This window comes from Proteus sp. STS61-E (genome assembly GCF_040932335.1).
Taxonomy (GTDB): domain Bacteria; phylum Pseudomonadota; class Gammaproteobacteria; order Enterobacterales; family Enterobacteriaceae; genus Proteus; species Proteus mirabilis_B.
In genome coordinates, this window is the sequence record NZ_JBFQGE010000001.1 from 1 (window position 1) to 18159 (window position 18159).

The 18159-nt window shown below is 37.9% G+C and carries 21 protein-coding genes and 1 other RNA gene; 12 read left to right on the plus strand and 10 right to left on the minus strand.

The window, feature by feature from the left end:
• Window positions 1–243: 243 nt before the first annotated feature.
• Window positions 244–384, plus strand: coding sequence for a hypothetical protein (locus AB4J89_RS00005; RefSeq protein ID WP_311755065.1), 141 nt, complete (start codon window positions 244–246; stop codon window positions 382–384).
• 611 nt (window positions 385–995) lie between these two features.
• Here AB4J89_RS00005 and AB4J89_RS00010 read toward each other — a convergent pair.
• The 4 genes from AB4J89_RS00010 to smpB all read right to left on the minus strand — a co-directional run bounded on the left by AB4J89_RS00010 (window position 996) and on the right by smpB (window position 2722).
• Complete coding sequence (locus AB4J89_RS00010) at window positions 996–1136, minus strand: DNA polymerase III subunit theta (RefSeq protein ID WP_099073686.1); 141 nt, start codon at window positions 1134–1136, stop codon at window positions 996–998.
• A gap of 12 nt (window positions 1137–1148) precedes the next feature.
• Window positions 1149–1310, minus strand: a complete 162-nt coding sequence (locus tag AB4J89_RS00015; RefSeq protein WP_219495105.1) for a YnfU family zinc-binding protein — start codon at window positions 1308–1310, stop codon at window positions 1149–1151.
• A 503-nt stretch (window positions 1311–1813) separates the two neighbouring features.
• Window positions 1814–2180: a transfer-messenger RNA gene (gene ssrA, locus AB4J89_RS00020) on the minus strand.
• A 59-nt stretch (window positions 2181–2239) separates the two neighbouring features.
• Window positions 2240–2722, minus strand: a complete 483-nt coding sequence (gene smpB, locus AB4J89_RS00025) for an SsrA-binding protein SmpB (protein ID WP_088495016.1) — start codon at window positions 2720–2722, stop codon at window positions 2240–2242.
• A gap of 156 nt (window positions 2723–2878) precedes the next feature.
• Between smpB and AB4J89_RS00030 the strand changes: the two genes are divergently transcribed.
• Together AB4J89_RS00030 and AB4J89_RS00035 are read left to right on the plus strand one after the other, a co-directional pair.
• Window positions 2879–3313: an SRPBCC family protein gene (locus AB4J89_RS00030; RefSeq protein ID WP_088495017.1), complete on the plus strand. Its 435-nt coding sequence runs from the start codon at window positions 2879–2881 to the stop codon at window positions 3311–3313.
• Window positions 3306–3599, plus strand: coding sequence for an RnfH family protein (locus AB4J89_RS00035; protein ID WP_088495018.1), 294 nt, complete (start codon window positions 3306–3308; stop codon window positions 3597–3599). Before AB4J89_RS00030 ends, AB4J89_RS00035 begins: the two co-directional genes overlap by 8 nt.
• Before the next feature lie 107 nt (window positions 3600–3706).
• Here the strand turns inward: AB4J89_RS00035 and AB4J89_RS00040 are convergent, their stop codons facing one another.
• Window positions 3707–4159 carry a YhcH/YjgK/YiaL family protein gene (locus AB4J89_RS00040; RefSeq protein ID WP_311755064.1) on the minus strand — a complete coding sequence of 151 codons (453 nt, stop codon included), beginning with the start codon at window positions 4157–4159 and terminating at the stop codon, window positions 3707–3709.
• 322 nt (window positions 4160–4481) lie between these two features.
• Between AB4J89_RS00040 and AB4J89_RS00045 the strand changes: the two genes are divergently transcribed.
• On the plus strand, window positions 4482–4961 hold the full coding sequence (locus AB4J89_RS00045; protein WP_311755086.1) for an IclR family transcriptional regulator C-terminal domain-containing protein: 480 nt from the start codon (window positions 4482–4484) through the stop codon (window positions 4959–4961).
• A gap of 144 nt (window positions 4962–5105) precedes the next feature.
• Here AB4J89_RS00045 and bamE read toward each other — a convergent pair whose 3' ends face one another.
• The 3 genes from bamE to nadK all read right to left on the minus strand — a co-directional run bounded on the left by bamE (window position 5106) and on the right by nadK (window position 8230).
• The gene (gene bamE, locus AB4J89_RS00050; RefSeq protein WP_088495022.1) at window positions 5106–5468 is read right to left on the minus strand and encodes an outer membrane protein assembly factor BamE; all 363 of its coding nucleotides are present in this window, start codon (window positions 5466–5468) and stop codon (window positions 5106–5108) included.
• Between the two features lie 113 nt (window positions 5469–5581).
• Window positions 5582–7243, minus strand: a complete 1662-nt coding sequence (gene recN, locus AB4J89_RS00055) for a DNA repair protein RecN (RefSeq protein ID WP_088495023.1) — start codon at window positions 7241–7243, stop codon at window positions 5582–5584.
• Between the two features lie 87 nt (window positions 7244–7330).
• Entirely contained in the window at window positions 7331–8230 is a 900-nt protein-coding gene (gene nadK / locus AB4J89_RS00060) for an NAD(+) kinase (RefSeq protein WP_083629114.1), read from the minus strand.
• Between the two features lie 100 nt (window positions 8231–8330).
• On the opposite strand from nadK, the gene grpE reads away from it, so the two are divergent.
• Entirely contained in the window at window positions 8331–8942 is a 612-nt protein-coding gene (grpE, locus tag AB4J89_RS00065; protein WP_088495024.1) for a nucleotide exchange factor GrpE, read from the plus strand.
• A gap of 117 nt (window positions 8943–9059) precedes the next feature.
• Here grpE and ung read toward each other — a convergent pair whose 3' ends face one another.
• Window positions 9060–9740, minus strand: a complete 681-nt coding sequence (gene ung, locus AB4J89_RS00070) for a uracil-DNA glycosylase (RefSeq protein ID WP_088495025.1) — start codon at window positions 9738–9740, stop codon at window positions 9060–9062.
• 334 nt (window positions 9741–10074) lie between these two features.
• Between ung and grcA the strand changes: the two genes are divergently transcribed.
• Window positions 10075–10458, plus strand: a complete 384-nt coding sequence (grcA, locus tag AB4J89_RS00075; RefSeq protein WP_023581591.1) for an autonomous glycyl radical cofactor GrcA — start codon at window positions 10075–10077, stop codon at window positions 10456–10458.
• A 173-nt stretch (window positions 10459–10631) separates the two neighbouring features.
• Here grcA and srmB read toward each other — a convergent pair whose 3' ends face one another.
• A complete protein-coding gene (srmB, locus tag AB4J89_RS00080) occupies window positions 10632–11996 on the minus strand; it encodes an ATP-dependent RNA helicase SrmB (RefSeq protein WP_227718984.1) in 1365 nt (454 codons plus the stop codon).
• Between the two features lie 264 nt (window positions 11997–12260).
• Between srmB and AB4J89_RS00085 the strand changes: the two genes are divergently transcribed.
• From AB4J89_RS00085 to lepA, 6 genes are all read left to right on the plus strand, one after another.
• Window positions 12261–13016: a tRNA1(Val) (adenine(37)-N6)-methyltransferase gene (locus AB4J89_RS00085; RefSeq protein ID WP_311755061.1), complete on the plus strand. Its 756-nt coding sequence runs from the start codon at window positions 12261–12263 to the stop codon at window positions 13014–13016.
• Between the two features lie 295 nt (window positions 13017–13311).
• Entirely contained in the window at window positions 13312–13890 is a 579-nt protein-coding gene (rpoE, locus tag AB4J89_RS00090; protein WP_006533574.1) for an RNA polymerase sigma factor RpoE, read from the plus strand.
• Window positions 13891–13928: 38 nt separating this feature from the next.
• Window positions 13929–14555: an anti-sigma-E factor RseA gene (rseA, locus tag AB4J89_RS00095; protein WP_368467689.1), complete on the plus strand. Its 627-nt coding sequence runs from the start codon at window positions 13929–13931 to the stop codon at window positions 14553–14555.
• A gap of 47 nt (window positions 14556–14602) precedes the next feature.
• Window positions 14603–15571, plus strand: a complete 969-nt coding sequence (gene rseB / locus AB4J89_RS00100) for a sigma-E factor regulatory protein RseB (protein WP_194950883.1) — start codon at window positions 14603–14605, stop codon at window positions 15569–15571.
• A gap of 13 nt (window positions 15572–15584) precedes the next feature.
• Window positions 15585–16049 carry a SoxR-reducing system protein RseC gene (rseC, locus tag AB4J89_RS00105; protein ID WP_023581597.1) on the plus strand — a complete coding sequence of 155 codons (465 nt, stop codon included), beginning with the start codon at window positions 15585–15587 and terminating at the stop codon, window positions 16047–16049.
• A 301-nt stretch (window positions 16050–16350) separates the two neighbouring features.
• Entirely contained in the window at window positions 16351–18147 is a 1797-nt protein-coding gene (lepA, locus tag AB4J89_RS00110) for a translation elongation factor 4 (RefSeq protein ID WP_088495030.1), read from the plus strand.
• Window positions 18148–18159 lie beyond the last annotated feature (12 nt).

Below are 18159 nucleotides of genomic sequence, written 5' to 3' on the forward strand. Positions count from 1 at the left end.
CGTTATTCTCAATATGCCTTCCAATACTACAAATCTTAAAAAAGTTATTTATTCAAAATACAATAGTTACCTTACTTAGTTGATATTTTAATCCGGTATATATACCCAACGCAATTCAAGCTGTAGGCTGAGTGCAACCTGCAGTTTGAATGAATAAGGGTATATGATCACATTATAAACACATTAAGGAAGATGCATTGCTCGGAGGAAATAATTCAGGCTTGGAATGACGCAAGGAGCAGCTTGTTTGAGTATACATCCCATGAGCCTCCTTTCCTCCACCCTGTTTTAAATGACGGGCAGAACTGGCAACCTCATAATGTCGCAGTACTCACTGCGGTATTATTCATCGAATCCGTTTCTGCTAAAATCTATCGTACTTGAAGAGGATCGGAAGTAATTCACGGTCAAACAGCTTAGCCAGCCCCCATTTATTGGTGCTTAGAATTATTCGTAATCCTCTATCAACAGCGAGAACATCAGGTGGGGGGCTGGGTAATATAAGTGGCAGCGACAGTGTATTGATAACCTGTTTTTTGGTCAACTTCATCATTTATGCCTATGTTGGGTTAATCAGATTAACCTTCTCGATAAACAAGGTCCTCATTCCCCGACTGTGAATGTTCGCTCTTCGCTCAAAGCTGATAATTAAGTTCGAATGGTTGATAGCAAGTTTGATAAGCTCTCGACCACTTCAAATATTTCCCCAAAACCACCCCAACTCAAACTAAAAATCAACCAGTTACATACAAACCAAGATCACATAAAAAATAAATTATCCCCTCAATAATTATAATTTATTTAATAAGTTACTTAATTATTATGGGTATAATGTTACGCCACATAGGTTGAGGGAGTATGGTGGGTAATACAACTAATTATCAGTATGATGTTTTATCAATAATTGTAAAAGAAAAAATCAGGACACCAATAAGACTCCAAAATTTTATAAATGATTGATTATATAAATCAGTCGGTTCCATTGAGCATAGGCACTACTCTGTTTTCAAATACTGCACCGAACTCCCATCAGGCAACTTCTTGTCTCTCTCACGATAAAATGCCAATCGTTCGTTAAAATACTCGCGCAGATGTGCTGGTTGTTGTCGTTCAACTTCCACGGCAACAACGGGCATATTGAGTTTTGTTTATATTTTATTGAAATAAAACATGTAGCCACAATTAGGGCATAATAATATTAGGTTTTTCTTAAGTTTGTGTTTGTTTTGTTTAGCTACGTAAGAACAGCTTGGGCAGGTAACTTCTACTTGTGCGTCTTGAAACATTCTTATCACATTAAAAGCTTTCATATCTTTCACCCATTATAGGGATATCGTGATTCAGTGTACGTTACTTCGTACTAAAATGCTCAATTTTTGTTCTTTTATTTGTAGAGTTCAATATTGATAACTGATTTCTATGACAATGACAGCTATATAGAGCCATTCTCATTTTTAGTATTCCTTATTGTGGCTTACATCTATTCAGCAACAAGGAACTAATAAGAGATACAAATAAAAGGGCTTGTCATCCTAACGCGTCAAGTAAGGGTTTTAGGTGATATGCATATTGTTTCATATTTAATGAATTAATATTGTTCTAGAATTTTTTCTAACGAAGGGATTGAATGAAACATTTTATTACACTTTGTTACAAATAGAAAACCCTAAGGAGTTACCCTTAGGGTTCTTTATTCAAATGCACGTGCATTTCGCGTGCACTTTCAAGTCCTTTTGTTGTCAGTGTGTAGTCTTGGTGATTTCGCTAACTTCTTGTTTTTGAAACCGTAGTCCTATCACTGACCCACCAAATTTGGTGGAGCTGGCGGGAGTTGAACCCGCGTCCGAAATTTCTACATCCTCGGTACTACATGCTTAGTCTATCTTTAATTTCACTTACCCACTGCGGACAGACGCGCCATGAATAAGCTAGCTTGATTAAGTTTAACGCTTTGACCCCAAGCTAGGTCTCCACGCGATCTCTTTTGGGTTTGACCTCTCTTGATCCCCGTCTTAAGAGCGGAAGCTAGGGAGAGAGGGCTCTAAGCAGGTTATTAAGCTGCTAGTGCTTCGTACTGATTGTCGTTTGCGACTATCTTTTTTGCGGCTTTTTACGAGGCCAACCGCCCCTCGGCATGCACCTTGGGTTTCGCAAATCCCGTCGAATCCAGAATCAGCCCCAAGTTGTTGAAAGCGAGTATATCAGAAAAATACTTGTAATTGCTAGTACTTAACGCAATTTAGCGGTTAGCATTTTTCATGATACGTGCTTTGTCTAATTTCCACTCACGATCTTTAATGGTATCGCGTTTATCGTGATCTTTCTTACCCTTCGCAACGCCAATTTTGATTTTGCACCAAGCGTTTTTCCAATAAAGAGAAAGAGCAACAACGGTGTAACCATCACGGTTGATTTGACCGTAAAGTGAATCTAATTCGCGTTGCTTTAATAATAGTTTACGGGTACGAGTCGGGTCACAAACGACATGGCTTGATGCAACATTTAAAGGAGTAATGGTTGCACCAAAAAGATAAGCTTCGCCATCACGCATGATAACATAGCTATCACTGATGTTTGCTTTACCGGCACGCAGTGATTTAACTTCCCAGCCTTGGAGCGCCAAGCCCGCTTCTATCTCATCTTCGATGAAATATTCATGGCGAGCACGTTTGTTTAACGCAATGGTCGCAGAACCAGGTTTGTGTGATTTTTTCTTTGTCATAATGTCCACATTATACTGTATGAGCAATAGAAAGAAATCATTTAACCGACTGTTTTCTTTTCAATTGCATAAAACTTAAGCTATATTCCATTAGATTTTTAATTAGTCACTGTTCAATGATATGATCACACACAGTGTTGTCGTACAGGAATAACTATGCCTCAGATTAGTCGATCTGCTCTTGTCCCTTTTAGCACAGAGCAAATGTTTAAACTGGTTAATGATGTTCTTACTTATCCTGATTTTCTACCAGGATGCGTTGGAAGTAAACTGATCAAAAGCACACCAGAAGAAATGATTGCATCAATAAATGTCTCTAAAGCGGGAATTAGTAAAACATTTACTACCCATAACTTTTTAAAGACTAATGAACGTGTTGATATGCGTCTTGTTGATGGTCCCTTTCGTAAATTAACTGGGGGATGGGTGTTTACCGCACTTGATGATAATGCGTGTAAGATAGAATTTCAGCTAGACTTTGAGTTCACTAATAAATTAATTGAGTTGGCTTTTGGACGTATTTTTAAAGAGTTAACAAATAATATGGTTCAGGCGTTTACTCACAGAGCGAAAGAGATCTATCGTGACTAAAATATGGGTAGAGGTAACCTATGCGTTACCCGATAAGCAGTATCTTATCCCTGTTGAACTAACGTTAGGGGACACGGTTGAACAAGCCATTATTGCTTCAAATATCTTAACGATTTGTAATGATATTGATTTGACTAAGAATAAAGTGGGTATTTATAGTCGACCAGCAAAGTTAAGCGATAATGTGCGAGAAGGGGATAGAGTTGAAATTTATCGACCTTTAATTGCTGACCCTAAAGAAATGCGTCGTAAACGTGCTGAAAAAGCACGACAAAAAGCGGATTAATATATTATATAAAACGCGCCCTATTTGAGAGCATTTCTGAGCTTATATGGAAGATGAAGATTAAGTCCTTGCAAAATTAAGCGAGGACTTTTATCTGATCCAGATATTTATACGGGTATCTTTACAACGATTTTTTTAATTACGTCAGATGTTTTTGCACCTATACACATTGGTTTATGTACTTCACTAGGAAAGAAAACAGCAAAATCACCTTCAAATAAAGTCACTTTTTGGTTGTTATCATGATTAGGTAAGAAAAAAAGATCTGGACCTTTTTCAATAATATCCATTTTATCAATTTCATTGAGACTATAATAAATATCTTCACATCCACTAATCACCATCTGTATATCAATATATTTATGGTGAAATTCTGCGATTTTTTCTTCTGGTTTTCCTGGCTTCTCTGAGGTTATCATATAAAACCAATCTTTGTTTTCTGGTCTATATGTTCCTGTATTAGCTAATTTTAATGACTCCATTGATAATGAATTTTCGCTTAAAATATTAAAAAGTATTTTATTTAAGTTTTTAATTTTGCTTATATTTCCAATAATCATAAGAAACCTTAGAAAAATAAATTATCTAGTAAATGGTAAATTTTAATTAGTGCTAATTTAGGCAATAAAATACCATTGAAATAATAAAAAGTTATTTCATTAATCTAACTTAGCACTGAATTTAAAGGTTAGTTATTTTCTATTAAGCTTTGTTCTTACCGTCTTTAAATGTTTTCATAAAATAAGCTGTATGCTCGCTTAATTTATCCCATTCGCCTGATGCAATAAGATCTTTTCTAACAAGTTCACTACCAACGCCAACAGCAATTGCACCTGCAGCGGCGAATTCGGCTGCATTATGTAGTGATATTCATTTTTAGCTATAGAAAATGATGGGTTACTTGTTTATTTAGATAAGGTTGAAAGTCCAGAATCTGTACGCACTTCAGCAGGTATTGGTTCTAATAATCCGATGTATTGTACAGGGTTAGGAAAAGCCTTATTAGCTACAATGCCAGATGAAAGTATAAAAAATATTATTATGCGTATGGGGGGGTTAAAACCGATTACACCTTATACTATTACTGATGAGAAACAATTCTTTAAAATTATTATGGAATCTCGTCAACGAGGTTATGTTATTGATGATCGTGAACATAACATGGATGTATTTTGTGTGGCTGCACCAATTTATAATGCTTATGGTAAAGCGCAAGCCGCAATTAGCATTGCTAGTCTGTTTACAAAAATAAAAGATAATCCAGAGAGGATCACTTTTTTGGGAGAATTAATTTCTGCAGCAGCCCTTGATTTATCTTGCCATATTGGGTATCGAGGTAAAAAACTTTATAGTGAATTCTAGTAATAAAATAAAAGTACACTTCTTTGTATTGCTGCGGTTAATCAATAGATAAAAACACACCCCAACGTCAGATTTAACGTATGGGGTGCAATTCGTTTTTGCCAATCTTATACAAAACTAAGTTTTCTTAGCACTGTAATCGCATTACGATTTTGTCGCTGGTGCTGAGAAGTTAGGCATATTGCCTTGCTTATCAATCTTAGTCAGTATGCCATTGCTATCAAAAGTCAGAGTAAGAGTCTCTTGACGTACTTCTTGATGACCAGGCTCTTCGCGGAAAACATAATACCAAGTTTGGCTTCCGAAAGGATCTTTAAGCATTGGCGTACCAAGGGCAAATTGAACTTGCTGCTGTGTCATTCCTTGCTGAACTTTTGCGACTTCGGCTGGCGTTAAATAATTTCCCTGATTGATATCTGGGTGATAAACCAGTCTCTCGAACATAGAGCAACCTGAAGTCATTACGACTAAAGATAAGGCGGCAACTTTTAACAGTTTAAAACGCATGGTTATTACATTCCTTTTAGGGTCATAGTGACGATGATAATCGACAACGCAGCAATTGAAAACCTTTCACGCTCTGCCTATGACCCTAAATATCAATAAAAGTTTGTTAATCGTTATGCAGCCAACAAATCTTTTGCATTTGCTAAGGTATTTTTGGTGACTTCACTACCTGCTAATAAACGAGCGAGCTCTTGTAGGCGTTCTTTTTTCGATAACAGTTTCATGGTTGTTTCTGTTTCTTCACCATTTGTCTCTTTATTGACGAAATAGTGTTGGTGACCACAACCTGCAACTTGAGGCAAGTGAGTGACACACATAACTTGAGTAGACTCCCCTAACTCACGTAGTAATTTACCCACAATAGCTGCCGTTGGACCGCTGATACCCACATCAACTTCATCAAAAATAAGTGCTGGAGTATCCATTTTTTTGGCTGTGATCACTTGGATTGCGAGTGCAATACGCGATAACTCACCGCCTGAAGCTACTTTAGAAAGTGCTTGATGAGGTTGCCCTGGATTTGTGGTGACATTAAATTCAACTTTTGTGGCACCATCGATTTGTAGTGAGCTGTCATCAAAATGGGTATCAACAGTAAAATAACCATGAGGCATTGATAACTGATGCATACTGTTAGTGATAAGTTGACTTAATTCATTCGCATATTGTTGGCGAACTTGGTGCAGTTGTTTTGCGACATCTAATGCAATTAAATGGTCAGCTTTGACTTGTTCTATTAAAGCATCACAATCATCATTTTGACGAAGTAGGGCATTTTTCTCTTCAATTAATTGCTGATGAAGCTCATAGAGCTCTTCAGGTGCGACGCGATGCTTACGTGATAAACTAATGTACTTAGACATGCGTTTTTCTACTTCAAATAAGCGATTAGGGTCCATCTCTAAGCGATCACTATAGTGACGAAGTTCATCACTTACTTCACTAATTTGGATAGTGGCTTCTTCTAGCATCTCTAATAATGAATTGAACTGGCTTTCCATTGAGGTTAGTTCAGTAATTTCATGTTTAGCCACATTGAGCATACTTAAAATATTTTGCTCTTCGTTGTCACTTAAAATTTGTAAACTATTTTGGCTTAGCGTTAAAAACTGACCGCAGTTAGAAAGACGTTTATATTCTTGATCTAATTCTGGGTACTCACCTTGTACTGGTTGAAATTCATTGAGCTCTTTTAAGTGGTAATCAACCAGTTGCTGCCTTGCTTCTCGTTCTAAAGAGAGTTGTTGAAAAGCAGCTAAAGTTTGGCAACTTTGATGCCATGTTTGATAAGCCGACTTCATGTTTTTTAATAAAGCAGGTTCATGGGCATAGATATCAAGCAGCTGTTTTTGATAGCGAGGCTCTAGAAGTTGCTGGTGAGCATGTTGCCCATGAATTTGAATAAGTAATGAACCAAGCTCTCTTAATTGTGAAAGTGGCACGGAAGTACCGTTGATAAAACCACGAGAACGCCCATCAGTAGAGATAGTTCTTCTTAATAGGCATTCGTTATGATCATCAAGATGATGTTCTTCAAGCCAGCGTTGTGCTGATGGCGTATCAGAGAGTGAGAATCGTGCACATAAATCGGCTCTAGTTGCACCTGGGCGCACCATATTGGCATCACCACGGTTACCTAAGCATAAACCTAGAGCATCAATTGCAATAGACTTACCTGCGCCAGTTTCGCCTGTAATGGTGGTCATGCCACCAGAAAAATCGATTTCAAGTTCACGGACTATGGCAAAATGACTAATGGTTAATTGAGTCAGCATAGTGCCTCTCCTGTGTATAAAAACATATCTGTAATTACATACAGTATAAACTGGTTTTTTATACAGTAAAGTAGGGAGGCACAAAAATTAGAACATTTTTTTCGACCAACCTAATTTTGAGCTGAGTGTATTAAAATAGTTGTAATCAGTTGGGTGAACTAAATTGAGTTTTTGACGACTTCTCTTAATAATAACTTCATCACCTTCTTTAATCGGTAACACTAATTGGCTATCGCAACTGACTTCGTAATCGATATTTGTTTGTGAGAATTTTAAACGAATTTGGCTATCACTGCTGATAACTAAAGGACGCGCAGATAAGGTATGTGGGAACATAGGCACAAGCGCAATAGCATCAAGGTTTGGCGTTAAAATAGGGCCACCCGCAGAAAGTGAGTAGGCGGTTGATCCCGTTGGTGTTGCGATAATTAAGCCATCAGAACGTTGAGAGAAAGCAAAGCGATCATCAATGTAAACTTCAAACTCAATCATATGAGCGACTTTACCGGGATGAAGTACGACTTCATTGATTGCTGTACCAATACGTGTTCTTTGACCTTCAGCACAGACTCGAGCTTCAAGTAAGAACCGTTTTTCTTCGCGATAGTGCCCAGCCAACACATTAGTTAATTGCTGTAAGGCATTATCAGGATCAAGATCAGTAAGAAAGCCTAAATTTCCCCGGTTAACACCAATTACTTTGATATTATAACGAGATAAAACGCGCGCAGCGCCAAGCATATTGCCATCACCACCAACAACAATAACAAGATCGGCGACTTTGCCAACTTGTGTTAAATCACCTGTTTGTGCATTTTCTAGTTTTAGTTCTTGAGCAACCTGTGTGTCAATAATAACGTCATAGCCTTGAGCCAATAGCCAATGATAGAGCATTTCATGAGTTGAAATTGCTTCAGGATGGCGTGGATGACCAACAATGCCAATGCATTTAAAGTGTTTTTCTTCCGTTACGGTATTATCTGGCATTTTTTTACCCTCGTTTTGCGCCAATTCCTTGAAACCCGTTTATTGATCCCCATAATAAACTAAATATGAAGATGAATACCAAAACTACGCGGAGATGTTCATGAGTAGTAAAGAACAAAATGTACATGAAGAGCAAGTCTCAAAAGAAAAAGAAGGAATGGAATCTGCAATGAATGAGTCTCAAGAGCCAACAATGACCGAAGAAGCACAAGCGGACTTTAATGCTCAAGCTGAATTAGTGGAAGCATTAGCGCGTGTTGATTCTCTTGAAAAACAACTTGAGCAATCTCAAAAGACAGAGCGTGAAGCCATGATCCGTGCTCAAGCTGAAATTGAGAACATTCGTCGCCGTACTCAACAAGATGTAGAGAAAGCACATAAATTTGCGCTTGAGAAGTTTTCTAATGAGTTATTGCCTGTACTCGATAATTTAGAGCGTGCTTTATCTGCGGCTGATCATGAAAATGAATCATTAAAGCCAATGATTGAAGGGTTAGAATTAACTCTGAAATCATTTTTAGATGCTGTTCGTAAATTTGGTATCGAAGTGGTTGAAGAAAAAAATGTGGTATTCAACCCTGAAGTTCACCAAGCGATGACTTTAATTGATAGCCCAGCACATGAGTCTAATCATGTTGTTGATGTTATGCAAAAAGGATATACCTTAAACGGTCGTTTATTACGCCCAGCTATGGTTATCGTTTCTAAATAATATCGATAAAACATTCGTTATCACATGAGTTATTACATGTAGATAAAGTAAACCGCACAATACGAAGATTATTTAATATTCTTGTTATTGTGCGGTTTTATGTTTTATAAGGCGATATTATTCAATAGGATCAAGATGCCAATTGATCGGTGTGCGACCTTGCTGTTGTAAAAGATCATTGGCTTGTTTGAAATGACCACAACCTAAAAAGCCTCTATGGGCAGAGAGTGGTGATGGATGAGGTGCTTTTAAAATAACGTGTTTATTGGTATCAATAAAACGTCCTTTTTTCTGGGCATGAGCGCCCCAAAGTAAGAATATAACCCCGTCTCTACGCTGATTGATCTGTTCAATTACTGCATCAGTAAAGATTTCCCAACCATAGTTGGCATGAGAGTGTGCTTGGCCTTTTTCTACTGTTAATACTGTATTAAGTAATAAAACACCTTGTTTTGCCCAGCTTTCTAAATAGCCGTGGTTAGGGCGTTTAAAATCAGGGTATTCTTTTTCAAGCTCTTTATACATATTGACTAACGAAGGAGGCGCTGGCACGCCCGGTCGTACTGAAAAAGAGAGTCCATGTGCTTGATTAGGGCCGTGATAAGGATCTTGCCCTAAAATAACTACATTCACATTATCAAAAGGCGTAAAACGAAAGGCATTAAAAATATCTTCTTGAGGTGGATAAACGATTTTACCTGCGGCTCTTTGTTGTGCGACTTGAGACATAATTTGATGAAAGTAAGGCTTTTCTTTTTCAGTGCCTATCACATCATGCCAAGTTAATGGTGTAGTCATAACCTAAAATCCTTGTTGATATCTTATAGTGTCTAAGCTTACCGATTTCATCAGGGGAATGAAAATATTACGACCTAAAAATAAGAATTAATTGATTTCTCAACTTTTATTTGAAAATTTACAAAAAAAATTGCAAATCAGCTATAAATGATTGTTGATTTAAAACAACACTTTGCACCTTATAGGCTAAAGTGCTTATGAATTTTATTGATATTTATCAAAGAATGACGCCATTTATACTGGTATATAAGTAGACAGAAACATTGGTTAGACCAAATACCCAAGTTCTGATATGAGATTGGAATTTGATTTTGCGCCCAAATTGGAGGTCGAAATGATTACTGGTATCCAAATTACTAAAGCTGATAACGACGATTTATTACATTCTTTCTGGTTATTAGATGATGAAAACGGCGAAGCTCGTTGCATCTGTGCTAAAAAAGGCTTTGAAGAAGGCCAAGTGATTAACCGTAAAGAGTTAGGCAATATCGAATACCGCGAAGTGCCTGTAGAATCTAAACCGGTTGTTCGTGTAGAAGGTGGTCAACACCTTAACGTTAACGTATTAAGCCGTGAAACACTGGAAGATGCTGTTAACAATCCTGAGAAATATCCTCAATTAACTATTCGTGTTTCTGGCTATGCAGTGCGTTTTAACTCACTGACTCCAGAACAGCAACGTGATGTTATTACTCGTACTTTCACTGAAAGTCTGTAATTTTCACTAAAGTCATAAGTTAATAATAAGCTCGATATGAAGATATCGGGCTTTTTTTCTATTTATCTATTTTTTTATTTTTCTATATAAAATAAGAAAAAAGAGAGAATAACAAAAAACCGTAACTATGTTATATAGCTACGGCTTTTTTATAAGATCAAAAAGAGTACAGATTATTCGTTATCAGTATTCGTTTCTTTTGCTGGTGCAGTAGGAGCCACTTTCTTTTCTGTATGCTCAGTAACTGCTTTGCGACGTTTACCGATATTTTTACGATCGCGAGTCCGCACTTTTTCTTTAACCGCTTTTTTCTCTTCTTCTTTCTTCGCCTTGCGTTTAGCTAGCACTTTTTTAGAAGGTTTGAATGTTGCTTTCAGGCTTGGTGCTTTGGTTTCTGGACGTAGTTCAGCAACAACGCGATATTTAATAGGCTCTTGAACGTAACGACCAATTTTCCCTAATAATGGGTGATCGTGAGCTTCAACTAATGAAATTGCGATACCTTTACGGCCTGCACGCCCTGTGCGACCAATGCGGTGTAAGTAAACATCCGCAGTACGAGGTAAGTCAAAGTTGAAAACATGTGTGATGTCATCTAGATCAAGACCTCGAGAAGCAACGTCTGTGGCAACAAGTACATTCATTTTGCCTGATTCTAAACGTTTGATCGCATCATTACGCTGTGTTTGCGCCATTTCACCTTCAAGGTAGCTACATTTAATACCTTGTTTTTCTAGCGCAGTGACAAGCTCTCTTACACGCTCTCTTTTGCGAACAAAGACAATCGATTTTTTAACATCGTCTTGCTTCAGTAATGCAGCAAGCAACGCTGTTTTATGTTCGAGATTATCAGCATGATAATAGAACTGCTGAATTTTTTTACGTTCACGGCGAGATGGATCAGCATTAAGTTCGACTGGTTCGTTGAGGATGCGCTGTGCAAAATCAATAACTGCGTTACCTTCCAGTGTCGCAGAGAACAGTAATGTCTGTTTGCGCCAGCGAGTTTCGCCTGCAATCGTTTCGATATCGTTAGCAAAACCCATATCTAACATGCGGTCTGCTTCATCTAAAATCAGCATTTCTACCGCACGGCAGTCAAAGTTTTCTTCTTTGATGTACTGTAATAAACGACCTGTTGTTGCAACAACGATATCTTGGTTCTCGCTGAAGACTTCAGCGTGATTCATATAAGCAACACCGCCCGTGATAGTGGCGATATCTAAATGTGTATGCGCACATAATTCTTTTGCCTGCTCTGCAACTTGCATAGCAAGTTCGCGAGTTGGTGTCAGGATAAGAATACGTGGCGGGCCTGATTTTTTACGTGGATAATCAAGCAAGTGTTGAATTGCTGGAAGCAAAAAGGCCGCAGTTTTCCCTGTGCCTGTTGGCGCAGAGCCTAAAATATCGCGTCCATCCATTGCTGCTGGAATTGCATCTGCTTGAATAGCAGTAGGACGTTGATATCCTTTTTCTTCTAATGCGGTCAATAAACTTTCATCAAGTTCAAGACTGGAAAATGTCGTGGCTGTCATTGTATACCTCTGTTTAGGGCGCGGATTTTGACATTATCCCCCGCTAAAAGCCAGAGGATTTACCGCTATCACATTATATATTACCGATAGACGAAGGTATTCGTTGTTTTTAGGCTTAATCTAAATAAGCGTGCATCGTATACAAATAGTTTAATGTTAAGATAGGGGTTGCAGAAGCGTTATCATACCATATATCTCTTTTCCAATGACATGAATGATAAGTAATAAAAAAGAGATAGTAATACGAATCAATAGAGCCAATAGATGAATCAAAAGAAAGTGAAAAAAGCGGGATTACGCAAAGGCGGTTTTACATTTAAACAATTTTTTGTAGCTCATGATAAGTGTGAAATGAAAGTGGGTACAGATGGTGTTTTATTAGGGGCTTGGGCTCCTATCGATAATGTAAAAAGAGCGCTTGATATTGGTACGGGTAGTGGATTAATTGCATTAATGCTGGCTCAACGAGCGAATCAAATTGAGTGTATTGATGGTATTGAACTTGATGAAAAAGCAGCATCACAAGCTACGGAAAATGCTCAAGAGTCACAATGGCATTCATTTATTCATATCCATCATGATGATATTTATCATTATGCTGAACGAGCGCAAAATAAGTATGATTTGATTGTTAGTAATCCTCCTTATTTTGAACCCGCAATTGCTTGTCGTAATGATGTTCGTGAGCAAGCGCGTTATACCAAAACCTTAACGCATGAGGGATTGCTGGATAGTGCGCAATCACTTATCACCGAAGATGGTTTGTTCTGTGTTGTATTACCTTACTCTATTGGTGAGCAATTTATTGAAATCGCAGAAAAAAAAGAGTGGAATATTGCGAAACGCGTTAATATTAAAGACAGTACAGATAAACCTTATCATCGAATTTTGTTAGCCTTTCAAAAACAAAATCAAAGCAGTGTTGAATGTAGTATAGATGAACTTATTATTCGTAATAATGAAGGGCATTACACTGACAAGTTTCGCTCTTGGGTGACTGACTTTTATTTATATTATTAAATCTATATTTAATAATACATTGTTTAAGATAATATATATTGTTGTAAGTAATCGTATATATTTAAATAATATCATTGTGTTATCGTTTTTTTATTGGCAAATTGCATTTTGGGTGGATGATCACCATGATGATTTTTTTGTGATTCATCTCTTAAAATAATGATTGAATTGAACTTCATACTATTTTTGCACTCTAAGTCTTGTAGCTCATAAAACGAGAAGGAATAACGAGAGTAAATATGACGGAGTCATTTAAAAATAGTGCGAAGCTTGACTTCGGGAGAGTCCATCTCTAATGAGCGAGCAGTTAACGGACCAAATGTTGGTTGAAAAGGTACAAAATGGTGACCAGAAAGCCTTTAATTTGCTGGTTATCCGCTATCAACACAAGGTAGCAAGCCTGATTTCCCGTTATGTACCACAGGGCGATGTGCCAGATGTTTCGCAAGAAGCCTTTATTAAAGCTTATCGTGCCATCGGTTCTTTCCGTGGAGATAGTGCTTTTTATACATGGCTTTATCGCATTGCTGTGAATACAGCAAAAAATTATCTGGTTGCACAGGGGCGACGTCCGCCTTCGAATGATTTAGATGCGAGTGATGTTGAAAACTTCGAATCACCAAATGCACTAAAAGAAATTTCGAACCCTGAGAATTTAATGTTGTCAGAAGAGTTACGGAGAGTGGTTTTTCACACCATAGAGTCATTACCTGAAGATTTAAGGGTTGCTATTACACTTCGGGAACTTGACGGACTAAGCTATGAAGAGATAGCGGTCATTATGGATTGCCCTGTCGGAACAGTACGTTCACGTATTTTTAGGGCACGAGAAGCTATTGATAATAAGGTTCAACCATTAATACAAGAGTTTTAATTGTGGGTGAACCATCATTGACTGAAGGGTACTTTTACATGCAAAAAGAAAAACTTTCTGCATTTATGGATGGCGAAGTTCTTGATAAAGAATTAATGGGTACAATTGCTCGTGATGACTCTATGAAAGAGACATGGCAACGCTACCATTTAATTCGTGACACAATGCGTGGTGATGTAGGTGAAGTAGTCCACTTCGATATCGCAAGTCGCGTTGCGCTCGCTTTAGAGAATGAACCTGTTCGCATAAGTCCTGAACAACAACGAGAGCAGCAACCTGCGCCATCACAATGGCCTCAGCACTCTTTCTTACAAACGTTACGTCCTTGGGCGAGTCAGTTAACTCAAATCGGTGTCGCGGCTTGTGTTTCATTAGCTGTTATTGTTGGTGTTCAGCAATATAATGGAAAAAGTGGTTCTGAAGATTTCCAAGTAGATACACCAGTATTTAATACTCAACCTATTATGGGTTCAGGTTCGCCTGTAAGCTTAAATCTTCAAAATGATACTTTAGGTAAAGACCAGCAAACACGTTTACAAGAGCGTAATCAACGCCTTGGATTAATGTTGCAACAGTATGAGTTAGATCGTCGTATCTATAATGCACCGCAAAATGAAGCGCCAATCAGCGCTCAAGGTGAAACTCAACCTGTAGCAGCACAGTAATAATAGATGTGAATGTATAAATAACGTGTGGGAATAAAACAGTCGTAATGAAAAAATCATGGTTATCCACCTTATTGCTGGTGGGCAGCCTGTCAATGCCGATACAAGCCTTGGCGCAACCTCAAACAGGTAGTGTCGAGGCTTTGTTGCAAAAGATGGGTCAGACAAGTCAAAGCTCTACCTATGAATTATCTTTTATCAATATCAATTCTCAAGGTATTGTTCCTATTCGCTACCGTCATACTCTTATTGATGGCAAACCACTTGCACAATTAATGCAAATGGATAGTACTCGCCGTGAAATTGTTCAACGTGGCAATGAAATCAGCTATTTTGAACCCGGTTTAGATGCCTTCAGCTTAAGAAATGATCATATCGTTGATTATATCCCTTCTATCATTTACCAAGATTTCAAGGAATTATCGGGTTATTATAATTTTATTGATGCGGGTAGAACGCATATTGGTGATATTCCAAGCCGAGTTGTTCGTGTGTTATCAAAAAATAATGATCGCTATGATTATGTTTTGTTTATTGATGAAGAAAGATATCTACCTTTAAGAGTCGATCTTTTAGATAAAAACAATGACATCATTGAACAATTTAGAGTGATCACAGTTAATGAAGGAAGCGAGGTCGAAACTGAGCTTAATTCTCTACGTACCGTCAATATGCCACCTTTATTACTTGTACCTAAAGCTAAACCGTTGGTTTATAACTGGTCGGTCAGCCAATTGCCTGAGGGTTTTAAAGAGGTAAAACGTAGTAACCATCAAATTTCTGAAACTGAATTTAGTCAGTCGATTTTATTTAGTGATGGTTTATTTGACTTCTCTATTTATGTTAATAAAAGTGGCCAGCAGGTTAATTCGCCCGAACGCGATAAAATGTTAAGGTATGGTCGTAATACAATTTATACCTATGACAAAGAAGGTAATGAAATTACCTTTATTGGTCAGTTACCGTTTCCTACGGCACAAGCAATAGTTAATAGTGTTGTATTTACGAAAAAGTAAAAGGGTATAAGTTATGGTTAAAGAGTGGGCAACAGTTATACATTGGCATGAAGGACGTGCGTTATTACGCTACGGTTCTTCTTCTGGCTGTGGTAGTTGCCAAGCTCGCGCTGCCTGTGGCTCTTATTTATTGAATAAAATAGGGCCAGAGACAGTTCATCAACTTGAACTTCCCGTTGCACAACCTTTAGTTGAAGGGCAAAAAGTGGAAGTGGGTATTCCTGAAAATAATCTACTTCTTTCTGCAATGTTGGTGTATTTAACACCACTTATTGGCTTATTTATCGTTGCTGGCATTGCGAGCCTTTGGTTTTCGAGTGAATTTGCTATTTTTTGCAGTGGGCTTGTGGGCGGCGCTCTTGGTTTTTTATTTGCAAAAAAAGTAGCGACTTGGTGGAGCAAAGATGAAGGTTTTGAACCTATTGTATTGCAAATAGGGCTTCCACCTCATGAACTTAAAGTTCAATTTCAAGAATAATGAGTTGATTAAAGAGATGGGGCATTTGCCCCATTATTTTTATCATGCTGCTTTTGTAATAATATCTATCTTAAATTAACACGTTTCTATATCTGGAAATTACCCGCAAAAAATTACAAATAAATGCAAGTCTTAGCATAAATGTTTGTGTTTGATGAACGTTTCTTTGAGTATAATGTCTCTAGTGTGTAGAATGCGTCATCAATAATAACTCCTGCAATATAGAGTTTTCGCTTTGTGTCCATGAATGACTCCAAAGCCAGATTTATAGAGCAAAGCAATAGAGAAAAATAATTTCAGAATGAAAAACATACGTAACTTTTCCATTATCGCACATATTGACCACGGTAAATCGACGTTATCAGATCGAATTATTCAAATTTGTGGTGGCTTATCAGATCGTGAAATGGCTGCGCAGGTTCTTGATTCTATGGATCTTGAGCGTGAACGTGGTATTACAATCAAAGCGCAAAGCGTAACCTTGAATTACACCGCTGATGACGGTGAAGTTTATCAGCTTAACTTTATCGATACCCCAGGACACGTTGACTTCTCTTATGAAGTATCTCGTTCACTCGCTGCGTGTGAAGGCGCTTTATTGGTCGTAGATGCTGGGCAAGGGGTTGAAGCGCAAACATTAGCAAACTGCTATACAGCGATGGATATGGATCTCACCGTCGTTCCTGTTTTAAATAAAATAGATTTACCAGCAGCAGAGCCTGAGCGTGTTGCTGAAGAGATTGAAGACATTGTGGGGATTGATGCCACAGATGCAGTGCGTTGCTCTGCAAAAACAGGTATTGGTGTTAAAGAAGTTATCGAACGCCTTGTTAAAGAAATTCCAGCACCTGAAGGTGATGCAGATGCTCCATTACAAGCTCTGATTATTGACTCTTGGTTTGATAACTACCTTGGTGTTGTTTCACTGATCCGTGTTAAAAACGGTAAAGTCAGTAAAGGCGATAAAATCAAGGTAATGAGCACTGGTCAGATTTATAACATTGATCGTATTGGTATTTTTACACCAAAGCAAATTGATACGACATCATTAAATTGTGGCGAAGTAGGCTGGGTTGTTTGTGGTATTAAAGATATTTTAGGTGCACCTGTTGGGGATACCTTAACAGCAGCCCAAAAACCAGCAGATAAACCATTGCCTGGTTTTAAAAAAGTTAAGCCACAGGTTTATGCAGGTTTATTCCCAATTAGCTCTGACGACTATGAATCATTCCGTGATGCATTAGGTAAATTAAGTCTGAATGACGCTTCATTATTCTATGAGCCAGAAAGCTCAACCGCGTTAGGTTTTGGTTTCCGTTGTGGTTTCTTGGGTCTTCTGCACATGGAGATCATTCAAGAACGTTTAGAACGTGAATATGACCTTGATCTGATTACAACCGCTCCAACCGTAGTTTATGAAGTTGAAATGACTAACGGTGATATTGTACTAGTGGATAGCCCGTCTAAATTACCACCGCTGAATAACATTGAAGAAATCAGAGAGCCTATTGCTGAATGTCATATGTTATTACCGCAAGAATACTTAGGTAATGTCATTACTTTATGTATCGAAAAACGCGGTGTTCAAACTAATATGGTCTATCATGGTAATCAGGTTTCATTGACTTATGAAATTCCGATGGCTGAAGTGGTATTGGATTTCTTTGACCGTTTAAAATCAACATCACGCGGTTATGCTTCTTTAGACTATAACTTTATCCGCTTCCAAGGCTCTAACATGGTACGTGTAGATGTCTTGATTAATGGTGATCGCGTTGATGCTTTAGCATTGATTACACATAACGATAATGCACCTTATCGTGGTCGTGAGCTGGTGGAAAAAATGAAAGAATTTATTCCACGCCAACAGTTTGATATCGCCATCCAAGCGGCAATTGGCAACCATATTATTGCACGTTCAACTGTTAAACAGTTACGTAAAAACGTATTAGCCAAATGTTATGGTGGTGACGTTAGCCGTAAGAAGAAACTGTTACAGAAACAGAAAGATGGTAAAAAACGTATGAAGCAAATTGGTAACGTAGAGCTACCACAAGAAGCGTTTTTAGCCATTCTTCATGTTGGTAAAGATAAATAATTTAAGGAGAAA